Source organism: Haladaptatus sp. QDMS2 (assembly GCF_029338295.1).
Classification (GTDB): domain Archaea; phylum Halobacteriota; class Halobacteria; order Halobacteriales; family Halococcaceae; genus QDMS2.
The window spans coordinates 414882-426894 of record NZ_CP119791.1 but is presented as its reverse complement, the minus strand read 5'-3'; the positions used below and the strand labels follow the sequence as shown (position 1 = coordinate 426894).

The window sequence follows — 12013 nt, the reverse complement described above, 5'->3', positions numbered from 1 at the left end:
GGAGCGAGTAGTAAAAATCTAGCCTGTGACTGCCCAAACAGTCACTCTCCGGAGATATTTCAGCCGATTCTACTACATTGCGTGTGAATACCTCACAAACGATATCGTCTGCCCCAACGTACTATTTACTATGGCACGGGTAGAAGCATCGACGACTGTTCAGGCCCCGCCTGCGTACGTCTGGGAGGTATACAGTGACGTGGACCGCTATGCGGAACTGTCCGCGGCGTTCACAGACCGAGTCACCTACGTCAGTGACGGCCCCGTCGGTAAGGGGACCATCTACCGCGAGTACGGTGGTGTCGGCCCGATAAAAGACGAAAGCGAGTGGGTGATAACCGCGTTCGACCGGCCGACCCGACAGGTCCACGAAGGCGACCTCGGCGTGATGCAACCGGTGCTTACGGCCACTTTCGAACCAGTCGGTGATGCCACCCGCGTCCACCAGTCCATCGAATACGAATTCCTGCCCCGGATTCGCCCAGTCGGGCGCATCGTCGAAGCCCTGTTCGTCAATCGGTCGATGAAACGCGGTTTAGCCGACACGCTCGCGAATCTGAAGCGGATGGCTGAGCAGGGATACGAGGCGGAAACGACGACGGACGCGCCTTGACCGCCGACTGCCAACTGTTTTTGCGGTGACGGCGGAAAGACGTGCATGGACAAACAGGCCCTCCGCGAGCGCGTCTGGGACGCCCTCGAAGCAGAGGGAATCGCTCGATTTCCGTTTCCGCCACACGGGCGGATTCCGAACTTCGACGGCGCACGCGAGGCGGCAGACCGACTCGCTGAAACCTCCGAGTGGCAGGACGCGACGGTCATCAAGGCGAACCCCGACTCACCACAGCTCCCCGTCCGGCGGCGGGCACTCGCCGAGGGGAAACTCGTCTACATGGCCGTCCCGCGCCTGCGCGACGAGCAGTGTTTCGTCCGCCTCGATCCGGCGACCATCGAGGATACCGACCGCGCCGCCGCCATCTCGCACATGGACGAGTACGGCACGCAGGTCAGCCCCGACGAAATCGACGGTATCGGCCTCATCGTCTCCGGAAGCGTCGCCGTCACCGAGACGGGCGCACGAATCGGGAAGGGCGAGGGGTACAGCGACCTGGAGTACGCCATCCTCCGCGAACTCGGACTCGTGGACGACGACACGCCCGTCGTCACGACGGTTCACGAACGCCAAATCGTCGACGAGGCCGTCGAAGTCGGTGCCCACGACGTGTCCATGGACCTCATCGTGACTCCTGAGCGGGAGATTCGCCCCGAGCACGGGCGGAAACCCGCGGGTATCGACTGGGGCCTGCTCTCTGCAGACCGCATTGAAGAGATTCCCGTCCTCCAGCGATTCCGTTAGCTCGGGAACGGCGCGAGCGTGGCCGTGAAGTAGACTGGTTCGTCCGTCTCGTTTCGCGCGCCGTGGAGAACGCCCCGGTCGTGGAAAACGACGCCGGGAGCCTCGATTTCCTCTTCTTCGTCGTCCTGAATCACGGTTATCGTGCCTTCGAGAATGTGAAAGACGTTCGAGGACGAATCGTGTGGGTGTGGTTTCAGTTCCGCACCGGGGCCGAGGGCGAACAGTTTGACGAGCGCGTCGTCGGAGACGACGAGTTCCTCGGTCTGGACTTCGCCCACGTCGGGTTCGGGTTTCGTGAATCGGTCGAGTGACATACCCGACGCAAGGGCCGGACGGTTCTTAGTTCGTTCGCGTGTGCGTGACACTCCGTTTGGACGAAAAAGCGGTTACGTCCGTGGGCAGCGTGTCTCAGGACATGGAATACGTGGTGGCACAGGGGGCAGCGGTCCCGAAGATTGGGCTTGGAACGTGGCAACTGCGCGGAACCGCCTGCCGTCGGGTGGTCGAGACGGCGCTGGACCTCGGCTATCGGCACATGGACACTGCACAGAACTACCGAAACGAGCGACAGGTTGGCGCGGCCATCAACAATTCGACCGTGGACCGCGAGGACGTCTTCCTCGTCACGAAACTCTCGCCGACGAATCTGAGTGAGCAGAAGGTGAAAGAATCGACCTACGCGAGCCTCGCCCGGTTGAATACCGAGTACGTAGACTGCTTGCTCATCCACCGGCCGAACCCGCTGGTTCCCCTGCGCGAAACCCTCGACGCGATGAACGACCTCGTGGAAGAGGGCGTCGTCCACCACATCGGAGTGAGCAACTTCAGTCAGGCCCAGCTCATGGCCGCCCGTGACGAATCGCTCGAACCCATCCTGACGAATCAGGTGCGCTACACGCCGTTCGACCGAAAACAGGCGCTGGTCGAGTACTGCCAGATTCACGACGTCGTGCTGACGGCGTACAGCCCGTTCCTGCACGGGGGCCTGCTCACCGACAGCACGCTCTCTGGCATCGGGCTTCGCTACAAGAAATCGGCGGCACAGGTCGCCCTGCGGTGGCTCATCCAGCAGGACAACGTCGTCGCCATTCCGAAGGCGTCGTCGTATCCTCACCTGAAGGATAACCTCGAGGTATTCGACTTCAAACTCACCGACCACGAGATGGAACGCATTGGCCGCCCCTCCACGGCGAAGACGGTTTCCGGAACCCTGCGTGGGTTCCTCGCGGGTTAGGCGTCCTGCCCCTTCCGTCCGGATTTCGACTCGATGTCGAGGACGTACCCGTAGGGGCCGCCCATCGGGTCGGCCTCGGAGAACAGGCTCGGATGCCAGGCGTTTTGCTCCATCGTGTCGCGAGCGTGGGTCACCTCGTCGTCACGGATCTCTCGGAGCGTCCCGGTGACGATTGCGCTCTGCCAGTCGAATTTCGAGTTGACCTGATAGGCGAGGAAACTCGCCGTGTGCGTCCGCGACGCGTACGAAAGTTTCTGCGATTCCGGCCCCAGTTGCAGGAACATGAAGTACAGGTGGTCGCCGTCGTACCCAAACGAGACGGGCACGCCGTAAGCCTCGTCGCCGGCGGCCAGCGAGAGGACACCGTAGCCCTGGCTGCGCAGGAAAAAGTCAATCTCAGTGTCGGTCATCGTCCCACCCTGTTCGATGAATTCTTCAGATGACATGCTACTCCCCACTCCGTATTCGCGCTCGGACGGAATAAACCGACCCGTCGGGCGAAACGCCCTCGGCGGTGGAGCGCGTCGAGAACACTAATGGCAAATCGACTCACACAGCAGTGCTGGTGGTTCGACCTCCGCGGCGTGAACGCCTACCTCGTCGCCGACGGCGACGCCCTCACGCTCATCGACACGGGCAATCCGTGGGACGCAAAGACCCTCCGCAAGGAAGTGGCGGCCACGGGCTATGCGATGCGGGAGATCGACCGCGTGTTGCTCACCCACTACGACATGGACCACGTCGGGACGCTCGGCCGCCTCGTCGACCTCGACGCCCCCATCTACATCGGGGAGGGCGACGCCCCCTTCCTGCGCGGCGAGCAACGGCCACGATGGCGAAATCGCAAAGCGGCCCTCCAGCGCCTCGCCTCTCCCGTGCTCAAGGAGGTCCCGGAGGTGGAACTCGTCGCAGATGGCGACGAACTCGGGAGTTTCACCGCCTACCACACGCCGGGGCACACCCCCGGCCACGTCGCCTACGTGAGCGAGACGCTCTCTACCGCCTTCCTCGGCGACCTCGTCGTCGAACGACACGGCCGTCTCGAACCGTCGCCATACCTGCTCAGCTACGACGATGTGGAAGTAGAACGAAGCATCAAGGCGCTCGCCCACCGCGCGCCCCAGTTCGACGTCGCTGCCATGGGCCACGGCGTGCCATTTCTCAAAGACGGGGCGAAGCGATTGGACAGACTCGCTGCGACGCTGTAAACGGGAATTCGCTCAGACGAGTTCTTCTGCGACCGTCTCCGGGGAGAGCAGGTCCGGGTCGATGATGAGCGCAGACCGACCGCGGACGAACTCGGGGACCGAATCGTCCGCGTAGACGACGACCCGGAGTTGGTCGTTGATGTCCTTTGCGACCGGAATCGACGTGGCCTGTGAGACGTCCGTGAGGACGAACAGGTCACAGTCGACGATACCCGCGTCTTCGAGCGCGGGGCGGTTCGCGAACCCTTCGACGTAGGTGACGGAGACGCCCATCGATTCGAGGGCGTCACCGAGTGCGTACTCGTCGGCACCGACGACGATTGCATTCATTATTCGTACTCGATGGTCGCAGGCGGTTTGTGGGTTACGTCGTAGACCACGCGCGAGACGTTGTCGAGCGACCCCGTGATACGCGACTGGATGCGCTGGAGCGTCTCCCAGTCGAGTTCCTGAGCGCGGGCAGTCATGCCGTCACGGCTCTCGACCGAGCGCACGGCCACAATCCAGCCGTGAACGCGGTTGTCTCCTTTGACACCCGTCGCCTTGCCGATGACCGCGGCGAGCGCCTGCCACGGTTCGTAGGCTTCGAGTTCTTCTTCGACGATGAACGTCGATTCACGGGCGACTTCGACCTTCTCGTGGGTGACTTCGCCGATGACGCGCACGGCGAGGCCGGGGCCGGGGAACGGCATTCGCTCTGCGATGACCGATTCGAGACCGAGCTCGCGGGCCACCTCGCGGACTTCGTCCTTGTAGAGGTCGCGGACGGGTTCGACGATGCCGTCGAAATCGACCACGTCCGGGAGGCCGCCGACGTTGTGGTGGGACTTGATTTCGCCGTCGGATTCGATGCGGTCCGGGTAGATGGTCCCCTGAACGAGGAAGTCTGCTTCTTCCTCTTTGGCGACCGTCTCGAACTCGCGGATGAACTGCGCACCGATGATTTCGCGCTTCTCCTCGGGGTCGGTGACGCCGGAGAGCGCGTCGAGGAAGCGGTCCTGTGCCTCGACGACGCGAAGGTTCTCCATGAACGAGAACGTCTCGCGAATCTGCTCGGTCTCACCTTTGCGCATCAGCCCAGTGTCCACGTACACCGGGGTGAGTTGGCCGCCAACGGCGCGGTGGGCGAGCGTCGCGGCGACCGAGGAGTCCACACCGCCCGAGAGGGCGATGATGGCGTGACCGTCGCCGACTTCGTCTCGAATCTCTGCCTCTGCTTCCGGGATGAATTCGTCTACGTTTACCATCAGATTTCGACCTCCGATTCCTGCTCAGCGAGAACTGCCTTCACGAGTCCGACGAACGGCGGACTCGCCCGACCGGGACGGGACTTGAACTCGGGGTGGAACTGCGTCCCGAAGAAGTATGGATGACCCGCGAGTTCGAGAATCTCCATCCGGTTGTTCGCCTTGCCTGAGAACGTCAGGTCGTCGGCTTCGAGCTGGTCGATGTAGTTCGGGTTCACCTCGTAGCGGTGGCGGTGGCGTTCGACACACGACGTCCCGCCGTACACCTCGCTCGCGAGGGTGTTCGGCGTGATTTGAGTCTCGTGTGCGCCGAGGCGCATCGTGCCGCCGAGGTCCTCTAAGTCGTACTGTTCGGGCAACAGGTCGATGACCGGGTGTGGCGTCTCCGGTTCCATCTCCGTCGAGTCTGCGCCGTTGAGTCCGAGGACGTTGCGGGCGTACTCGATGACGGCGAGTTGGAACCCGAGACAGAGACCGAGGAACGGAATGTCGTGTTCGCGGGCGTAGCGAATGGCCTTGATTTTGCCCTGCGTTCCGCGGGAGCCAAAGCCGCCGGGGACGACGATGCCGTCCGCGTCGTGCAGTCGTTCCATGTGGTCCTCCGCCATCTCGTCTGAATCGACCCAGAGGATGTCCACGTCGACGCCCTGGTCGAGGCCGGCGTGTTTGAGCGATTCGTGAATCGAGATGTAGGCGTCTTCCAGTGCGTACTTCCCGACGAGCGCGATTTTGACCGACCCGGAGGTCTCCTGAGTCACGAGGTCGCGCCACTCGTTTTTGCGCTCGCCCTTCGGAATGGCCTGGTCCGCGATGGCGAGGTGCTCCATCACGTACTCGTCGAGTCCTTCCTCTTCGACCATCAGCGGGACGTGGTAGATGTCCTCGACGTCGGCGTTAGAGAAGACGGCCTCCGTCGGAACGTCACAGAAGAGCGCGATTTTTTCCTTGGTCGCCGGTTCGAGTTTCGTCTCACAGCGCCCGACGAGGATGTCTGGCTGGAGGCCAATCGAGCGCAGTTCTTTGACGCTGTGCTGGGTCGGTTTCGTCTTCTGCTCGCCGTTTTTCGAGTACGGGACGAGCGTGACGTGCGTGAGCAGAACGTCCTCCTCTTCTTCCTCGTGGACGAACTGGCGGAGGGCTTCGAGATATGGCATGCCCTCGATGTCGCCAATCGTGCCGCCCACTTCGACGATACAGATGTCGTGGCCCTCTGCGGCCTCGCGGATGCGGCGCTTGATGTCGTCGGTGATGTGCGGGATGATCTGGACCGTCTTCCCGAGGTAGTCCCCGGCGCGCTCCTTCTCGATGACGTGTTTGTAGGTCTTCCCGGTGGTGATGTTGTGGTCGAACGTCATGTCGATATCGAGGAAACGTTCGTAGTTACCCAGGTCCAGGTCCACTTCGCCACCGTCTTCCAAGACGTACACCTCGCCGTGCTGGTAGGGATTCATCGTCCCCGCGTCGACGTTGAGATACGGGTCGATTTTGACCGCGGTCACGTCGAACCCAGCGTTCGAGAGAAGTCGGCCGGTGCTGGCGGCGGTGATACCCTTCCCGAGTCCGGACATCACACCCCCGGTAACGAAAATGAACTTGTTCCCGAGAGTCGGGTCGTAATCCGTTTCGGGTTCCGTCGGCATACTGTCTGTCCGCAATCGTTCTTCAAAACCATTTCGGAGCGTCCGAGCCACCGAGACGGCTTCCCACACTACAGGTGTGCAACAAGAAAGTCGCAGACGAGCGCGGCGACCTTCTGTTTCTGCCCGATGAAAAAGTGGTCGGCGCTCATCTCGTCGACGCGGAAGTCGAGTTCGCGCGCCCGCTCGACGACTGGCTCCCAGTTCGCCGTCGTGTCACGCGAGGCGAACACCACTTGCGTGGGGGCTGCGATGTCGGAGAGCGACGCCGCCACGTCGAGGCCCGCAGGGAGCGCACCGGCGGGTGCGAGCGCGCTCACGGCCGCGAGGTCATCGCGACCCGCCGCGGTCAACAGGGCAATCGCGCCGCCAAAGGAGAAGCCAAAGAGACCAACGTGTTCGTAGTGGTCCTGCGCCCACGCGACGGCGTTACGGGCGTCCTCGCGCTCGCCGCGGCCTTCGTCCCACGCGCCGTAGTCGAATCGGAGCGTTGCGATACCCTGAGCGGCGAGTTCCTCGGAGACGGCGGTGAGCCGTGAGTCGGTTCGTTTGCCGCCCTGCTGGGGGTGTGGCGGGCACGCGACGACGACGCTCGTCGCGTCGGGGACGGTGTCGTGAGTCGCGCGAACGTCTCTGGCGCCAGGGATGAGTACGGGTTCGCCTGTCATTATTGAGTGTTAGTGTGGTGAGAGTTTTTAAGGCCGCGCATGGCCAATAGCACCCATGGGAATCTTCGCGCGCATGTCGTACGTCATCCGGTCTAAAATCAACGCGCTGCTCAATCGGGTGGAGGACCCGACTGAGACGCTCGATTACTCTTACGAGCAGATGCGCGACGAGCTACAGGACGTAAAACGCGGCATCGCAGACCTCACGACGCAGAAAAAGCGCCTCGAAATCCAGAAGCGTCGATTGGAGGAGAACGTAGAGAAGCACAACCGACAGGCACGCGAGGCGGTCAACCAGGATCGCGACGACCTCGCGCGGCAGGCCCTGGAGAAGAAAAAACAGAAGATGACCCAGATTGAGGAACTGGAGGGCCAAATCGCCAATCTGCAGAACACCCAGGACAACCTCGTCTCGAAGAAGAACGAACTCCAGAACCGCATCGAGGAGTTCCGCACCCAGAAGGAGACCATCAAGGCTCGCTACGAGGCCGCAGAGGCGAGCACCCGCGTCTCCGAGGCGATGACCGGCGCAGGCAAGGAGATGGAGGACGTTTCACGGGCCATCGACCGCGCCCGCGAACGTACCGACGACATGGAGGCCCGGGCTGAGGCGCTCGACGAACTCGAAGAGACCGGCGCGTTCGAGGACGCACTCTCCGACAAGGACTCCATCGACCGCGAACTCGAATCGCTCTCGACAGACAACGAAGTCGAGGCCGAACTGGAGACGCTAAAGGCCGAAGCCGGCAAGTCCACGCCGAAGGCGGAATCGGAAACCGAGATGGACGCAGAGACGGAAGCGGAGACAGAAGCGGAGACGACGGATCCCGAAGTCGAAGCCGAACTCGAAGACATCAAAGAAGAAGAAAACTAACCGGGTAGCCACCAACCCTTTTGCCGCGCCAGTATTCCTCGTTGCATGAGCAATGGAACTGACGAGCCGAGTGACACGATGCGGGGTCGTGTCCCGGAAAGCCGTGTGAAACTCTGGTTTCTCATGGGCGCAAACCGTTGGCTCGTCGCCGGACTGCTGTTAGTCGCCTTTTTCGTGACACTCGTCATTCTCGGGGCGCTCGACCCCACCCTGATTCGAAAGACGATGTCGAGCAAGGACCCGACTGAGACGCTGTTTCAGGCGTTCGTCACCGCCATCATCACCGGCGTGACGCTGGTGGTGACGCTGAACCAACTCGTCCTCTCACAGGAACTCGGCCCCATCGGCGACCAGCGAGACCGCATGGAGGGCGCGATGCAGTTCCAGACCGACGTGGAGGAAGCCCTCGGCGTGCAGGTCAGCCCCGCAGAACCCTCGCGCTTTCTCAAGACCATCATCGAATTCTCTGGAAAGCACGCAGCGGAGCTCAAAGACGCCCTCGACGGGAACGTGAATGACGACGAACGCGACCACATCACTCGATTTACAGACAGCGTCACCGGCAACGCAGACGAGGTCACAGAAGAGCTCGACGAGGCCCAGTTCGGCACCTTCGACGTCCTCTCTGCGGCACTCGACTACAACTACTCGTGGAAGGTGTACGAGGCGCGGCGCATCCAGAACCAGTACGGTGACAAACTCAACGACGAGGCCTCAGAAGCCCTCCAGAAACTCCGCGACGCCCTCACCTTCTTCGGACCTGCCCGTGAGCACTTCAAGACGCTCTACTTCCAGTGGGAACTCATCAACCTCTCTCGGGCGATGATGTACTCCGCAATCCCGGCGCTCATCGTCGCCACGGTGTCCATCATCTACCTCGATTCGAGTTCCGTGATGGGCACGTTCCTCGGCCTCGACAACCTCGTCTGGGTCGTGAGCGCGGCCTCCGCCATCTCCATCGTCCCGTTCGTCATCCTGCTCGCGTTCGTCATGCGCATCGCGACGGTGGCGAAGCACACGCTCTCGATTGGCTCGTTCATCCTCCGGGACACGGAGGGGAGTCACAAAACGGGTGGCGACTGAGCGGGTCGGTTGGCGTCCGAACCCCAGCAACAGACCCGCAGGCTCAGGCGGCGACCGGTTCTCGAAGCAGATTTTCGAGTTCGTCCGCCTTTCCGGCCGTGAGCGGCCCGGGCGCGTGCCACCTGACCTCCCCGTCCCGTGTGACGAGGAAGGCGTGCATCGCGTGTTCCGAGAGAATTTCCAGTTCCCAGCGGAACGGCCGTTTGTCGATGTACGCCGTAATCGTGCGTTCGCGTGTGTTCACGTCCTCGATGTTCGCGCGCATCCCGCCGTCGATGAACGGGCGGACGAGCCGGTAACTGCGGCTCAGGACGGGCAGTTCGTAGTACTGAAACCCGTCGTGGGTGGCGCATAAATCTTCGACGAACGGTACCCAGGAGTCCACGTCAGCCTGCTGGTCGCGGCGGAAGGCGACGAACACGAGGTTCAACTCCCCCTCGAAGTCCCGCGGCAGGTGGTACTCCTTCCCTTCTAGATTTGACCCTGTTACGGTTGGAAATTGCAACGCAATACACGTCGTGGCGGGGTCGCCAGACAAGTGGAGGTTCGGGGGGAAACAGGATAAACGTGCCTGCGACTGGGCTGATTTACTCGAGGAAATCCGGTTCCAGCCGCTTCTCTTCCTGTTCGGATTCGAGATGCGCCTTGAAGTCGGCTAACTGCACGTCGTTGCGGTCGCGCTCTTTTCGGTCGCGCACGGAGATGGTGCGGTCTGCTTCCTCTTCGCCGCCGACGATAATCTGGTAGGGCACGCGGTCGGTGTGGGCCTGCTGAATCTTCCGACCGACCGTCCACGAGCGGTCCTCGATGGTGACACGGAAGTCGCCCAGTCGGTGTTTGAGTTCCTTCGCGTACGGGATGTTGTCGTCGCTCACGGGCAGGATGCGCACCTGCTCTGGGGCGAGCCACGTTGGGAACTTGCCGTTGTAGTGCTCGATGAGCACCATGAAGAAGCGCTCGAAGGAGCCGTAGAGGGCGCGGTGAATCATCACCGGGCGGTGGTCCTCGTTGTCCTCGCCGGTGTAGGTGAGGTCGAAGCGCTCCGGCATGTTGAAGTCGAGTTGGACCGTCGGCCCGTCCCAGACCCGGCCGAGGGCGTCCTCGAACGAGAAGTCGATTTTCGGCCCGTAGAACGCGCCATCGCCGTCTTCGAGGCGGTAGTCGATGGCCGAGTCGTCGAGGACGGTCTTCAGTTGCGTCTCGGCTTGCTCCCAGATTTCGTCGCTGCCGACGGATTTCTCGGGGCGAGTGGCGAGGGCGACTTTGTAATCTAAGTCGAACGTTTCGAGCACCTCGAAGATGAGGTCCATCGTGTCTTCGACTTCCGATTTAATCTGGTCGGGGCGGACGAACAGGTGGCCGTCGTCGATGGTGAACGCCCAGACCCGGGAGAGCCCGGAGAGTTCGCCGCGCTGTTCCTTGCGATAGACCTTCCCGTTCTCTGCGTAACGAACTGGGAGGTCGCGGTAACTCCACGACCCCTGCTTGAAGATGGTCGCGTGGCCGGGGCAGTTCATCGGCTTCAGGCCGTACTCCTCGTCGTTGACGTCGAGGAGGAACATGTCGTCTACGTAGTTGTCGTAGTGACCGGACTGCTTCCAGAGTTCCGTCCGGAACAGGTGGGGCGTCTCGACGTAGTCGTAGCCGAAGTTCTCGTTCAGCGACTGGCCGTAGCCTTCGAGCTGCTGGAGGATTTTCTTCCCGTTCGGGTGGTACAGCGGGAGGCCGGGGCCGGTGACTTCGGGAATCGAGAAGAGGTCGAGTTCACGGCCGAGTTTGCGGTGGTCGCGCTCTTTGGCCTCCTCGCGCTGTTCTAAGAATTTTTCCAAGTCCTTCTCAGATTTGAATGCCGTCCCGTAGACGCGAGTGAGGGTATCGTTTTCTTCGTCGCCGCGCCAGTAGGCCGAAGAGATGTTTAAGAGTTTGAACGCGCCGATTTCGCCGGTCGATTCGACGTGAGGGCCCTTACAGAGGTCTTTGAACTCGCCCTGCTCGTAGAAGGAGAGTGTGTCGTCGCCCGCCGCTTCGGTTTCGAGGATGTCGCGTTTGTACGGGTTGTCCGCGTACAGCTCGAGTGCCTCCTCGCGGGAGAGTTCGACGCGTTCGACATCGAGGTCTTCTGCGATGATGTTCTCGGCTTCGGCCTCGATTGCGCGCAAGTCGTCGCTGTCTAAATCGACGCCAGTGATGTCGTAGTAGAAACCGTCGTCGGTCCACGGGCCAATCGTGAGTTTGGCTTCGGGGTGGAGGCGCTGGAGGGCCTGTGCGAAGACGTGCGCACCGGTGTGGCGGAGGACGGTGAGATACTCGTCACTCTGTGGGGTGACGATGACGAGGCGGCAGTCCGTGGTCAGGGAGGTGTCCTTGTCCACGAGGTCACCGTCTACGACGCCAGCGACCGTGTCTCGGCCGAGTCCGGGTCCGATTTCGAATGCCACGTCTTCGACGGTCGACCCCGACTCCATGTGGAGTTCGGAACCGTCGGGCAACGTGACGACGATTTCGCTCATGGCCGAGGTAAGAAAGAGACGGAAAATAAGTGTGTTGAGACGCGGACGCAATCGGCCGTGTGAGTACGTGTCAGTCCACGACAGGTTTATCTGGTGGGGTCAAGTCTGCTTAGCTATGAGTGTGTTGTTCGGGACAACACGTGGACTCGCCTCCTTCTAAGTAGCCGTGCCGCTGGCTTGCCGTTTGCCACGACT

At 61.8% G+C, this 12013-nt stretch carries 14 protein-coding genes; 6 read left to right on the top strand and 8 right to left on the bottom strand.

The window, feature by feature from the left end; translation table 11 throughout:
- The first annotated feature begins 130 nt into the window (after window positions 1-130).
- Both P1M51_RS02160 and P1M51_RS02155 read left to right on the top strand, forming a co-directional pair.
- Complete coding sequence (locus P1M51_RS02160) at window positions 131-613, top strand: SRPBCC family protein (RefSeq protein WP_276246548.1); 483 nt, start codon at window positions 131-133, stop codon at window positions 611-613.
- Window positions 614-658: 45 nt separating this feature from the next.
- Window positions 659-1357, top strand: a complete 699-nt coding sequence (locus P1M51_RS02155) for a 5-formyltetrahydrofolate cyclo-ligase (protein ID WP_276246547.1) — start codon at window positions 659-661, stop codon at window positions 1355-1357.
- On the opposite strand, the gene P1M51_RS02150 is transcribed toward P1M51_RS02155, so the two are convergent.
- Complete coding sequence (locus tag P1M51_RS02150; RefSeq protein ID WP_276246546.1) at window positions 1354-1671, bottom strand: cupin domain-containing protein; 318 nt, start codon at window positions 1669-1671, stop codon at window positions 1354-1356. The two genes, P1M51_RS02155 and P1M51_RS02150, sit on opposite strands and share 4 nt — an antisense overlap.
- A 101-nt stretch (window positions 1672-1772) precedes the next feature.
- On the opposite strand from P1M51_RS02150, the gene P1M51_RS02145 reads away from it, so the two are divergent.
- On the top strand, window positions 1773-2591 hold the full coding sequence (locus tag P1M51_RS02145) for an aldo/keto reductase (RefSeq protein ID WP_276246545.1): 819 nt from the start codon (window positions 1773-1775) through the stop codon (window positions 2589-2591).
- Here the strand turns inward: P1M51_RS02145 and P1M51_RS02140 are convergent.
- Window positions 2588-3037 carry a pyridoxamine 5'-phosphate oxidase family protein gene (locus P1M51_RS02140; protein WP_276246544.1) on the bottom strand — a complete coding sequence of 150 codons (450 nt, stop codon included), beginning with the start codon at window positions 3035-3037 and terminating at the stop codon, window positions 2588-2590. The genes P1M51_RS02145 and P1M51_RS02140 overlap by 4 nt on opposite strands.
- Window positions 3038-3127: 90 nt before the next feature.
- On the opposite strand from P1M51_RS02140, the gene P1M51_RS02135 reads away from it, so the two are divergent.
- A complete protein-coding gene (locus P1M51_RS02135) occupies window positions 3128-3799 on the top strand; it encodes an MBL fold metallo-hydrolase (protein WP_276246543.1) in 672 nt (223 codons plus the stop codon).
- A 12-nt stretch (window positions 3800-3811) separates the two neighbouring features.
- Here the strand turns inward: P1M51_RS02135 and P1M51_RS02130 are convergent, their stop codons facing one another.
- The 4 genes from P1M51_RS02130 to P1M51_RS02115 form a co-directional block, all read right to left on the bottom strand.
- Window positions 3812-4129, bottom strand: coding sequence for a CTP synthetase (locus P1M51_RS02130; RefSeq protein WP_276246542.1), 318 nt, complete (start codon window positions 4127-4129; stop codon window positions 3812-3814).
- Window positions 4129-5046, bottom strand: a complete 918-nt coding sequence (gene guaA / locus P1M51_RS02125; protein ID WP_276274806.1) for a glutamine-hydrolyzing GMP synthase — start codon at window positions 5044-5046, stop codon at window positions 4129-4131. Before guaA ends, P1M51_RS02130 begins: the two co-directional genes overlap by 1 nt.
- A complete protein-coding gene (locus P1M51_RS02120; protein WP_276274805.1) occupies window positions 5046-6686 on the bottom strand; it encodes a CTP synthase in 1641 nt (546 codons plus the stop codon). The genes guaA and P1M51_RS02120 overlap by 1 nt, the downstream gene beginning before the upstream one ends.
- 68 nt (window positions 6687-6754) lie before the next feature.
- The gene (locus P1M51_RS02115) at window positions 6755-7351 is read right to left on the bottom strand and encodes an alpha/beta hydrolase (protein WP_276246539.1); all 597 of its coding nucleotides are present in this window, start codon (window positions 7349-7351) and stop codon (window positions 6755-6757) included.
- Between the two features lie 55 nt (window positions 7352-7406).
- Between P1M51_RS02115 and P1M51_RS02110 the strand changes: the two genes are divergently transcribed.
- Both P1M51_RS02110 and P1M51_RS02105 read left to right on the top strand, forming a co-directional pair.
- Complete coding sequence (locus P1M51_RS02110) at window positions 7407-8225, top strand: PspA/IM30 family protein (protein WP_276246538.1); 819 nt, start codon at window positions 7407-7409, stop codon at window positions 8223-8225.
- Window positions 8226-8270: 45 nt separating this feature from the next.
- Window positions 8271-9308: a hypothetical protein gene (locus P1M51_RS02105; RefSeq protein WP_276246537.1), complete on the top strand. Its 1038-nt coding sequence runs from the start codon at window positions 8271-8273 to the stop codon at window positions 9306-9308.
- A gap of 43 nt (window positions 9309-9351) precedes the next feature.
- Here the strand turns inward: P1M51_RS02105 and P1M51_RS02100 are convergent, their stop codons facing one another.
- Together P1M51_RS02100 and thrS are read right to left on the bottom strand one after the other, a co-directional pair.
- Window positions 9352-9813, bottom strand: a complete 462-nt coding sequence (locus P1M51_RS02100) for a hypothetical protein (RefSeq protein ID WP_276246536.1) — start codon at window positions 9811-9813, stop codon at window positions 9352-9354.
- A gap of 82 nt (window positions 9814-9895) precedes the next feature.
- Window positions 9896-11818, bottom strand: a complete 1923-nt coding sequence (thrS, locus tag P1M51_RS02095; RefSeq protein ID WP_276246535.1) for a threonine--tRNA ligase — start codon at window positions 11816-11818, stop codon at window positions 9896-9898.
- Window positions 11819-12013: the final 195 nt, after the last annotated feature.

What these genes read in the sequence shown, in the direction of transcription:
- P1M51_RS02160 (WP_276246548.1), top strand. Translation starts at nt 131, where the DNA reads ATGGCACGGGTAGAAGCATCGACGACTGTTCAGGCCCCGCCTGCGTAC.
- P1M51_RS02155 (WP_276246547.1), top strand. Translation starts at nt 659, where the DNA reads ATGGACAAACAGGCCCTCCGCGAGCGCGTCTGGGACGCCCTCGAAGCA.
- P1M51_RS02150 (WP_276246546.1), bottom strand. Translation starts at nt 1,671, where the DNA reads ATGTCACTCGACCGATTCACGAAACCCGAACCCGACGTGGGCGAAGTC.
- P1M51_RS02145 (WP_276246545.1), top strand. Translation starts at nt 1,773, where the DNA reads ATGGAATACGTGGTGGCACAGGGGGCAGCGGTCCCGAAGATTGGGCTT.
- P1M51_RS02140 (WP_276246544.1), bottom strand. Translation starts at nt 3,037, where the DNA reads ATGTCATCTGAAGAATTCATCGAACAGGGTGGGACGATGACCGACACT.
- P1M51_RS02135 (WP_276246543.1), top strand. Translation starts at nt 3,128, where the DNA reads ATGGCAAATCGACTCACACAGCAGTGCTGGTGGTTCGACCTCCGCGGC.
- P1M51_RS02130 (WP_276246542.1), bottom strand. Translation starts at nt 4,129, where the DNA reads ATGAATGCAATCGTCGTCGGTGCCGACGAGTACGCACTCGGTGACGCC.
- guaA (WP_276274806.1), bottom strand. Translation starts at nt 5,046, where the DNA reads ATGGTAAACGTAGACGAATTCATCCCGGAAGCAGAGGCAGAGATTCGA.
- P1M51_RS02120 (WP_276274805.1), bottom strand. Translation starts at nt 6,686, where the DNA reads ATGCCGACGGAACCCGAAACGGATTACGACCCGACTCTCGGGAACAAG.
- P1M51_RS02115 (WP_276246539.1), bottom strand. Translation starts at nt 7,351, where the DNA reads ATGACAGGCGAACCCGTACTCATCCCTGGCGCCAGAGACGTTCGCGCG.
- P1M51_RS02110 (WP_276246538.1), top strand. Translation starts at nt 7,407, where the DNA reads ATGGGAATCTTCGCGCGCATGTCGTACGTCATCCGGTCTAAAATCAAC.
- P1M51_RS02105 (WP_276246537.1), top strand. Translation starts at nt 8,271, where the DNA reads ATGAGCAATGGAACTGACGAGCCGAGTGACACGATGCGGGGTCGTGTC.
- thrS (WP_276246535.1), bottom strand. Translation starts at nt 11,818, where the DNA reads ATGAGCGAAATCGTCGTCACGTTGCCCGACGGTTCCGAACTCCACATG.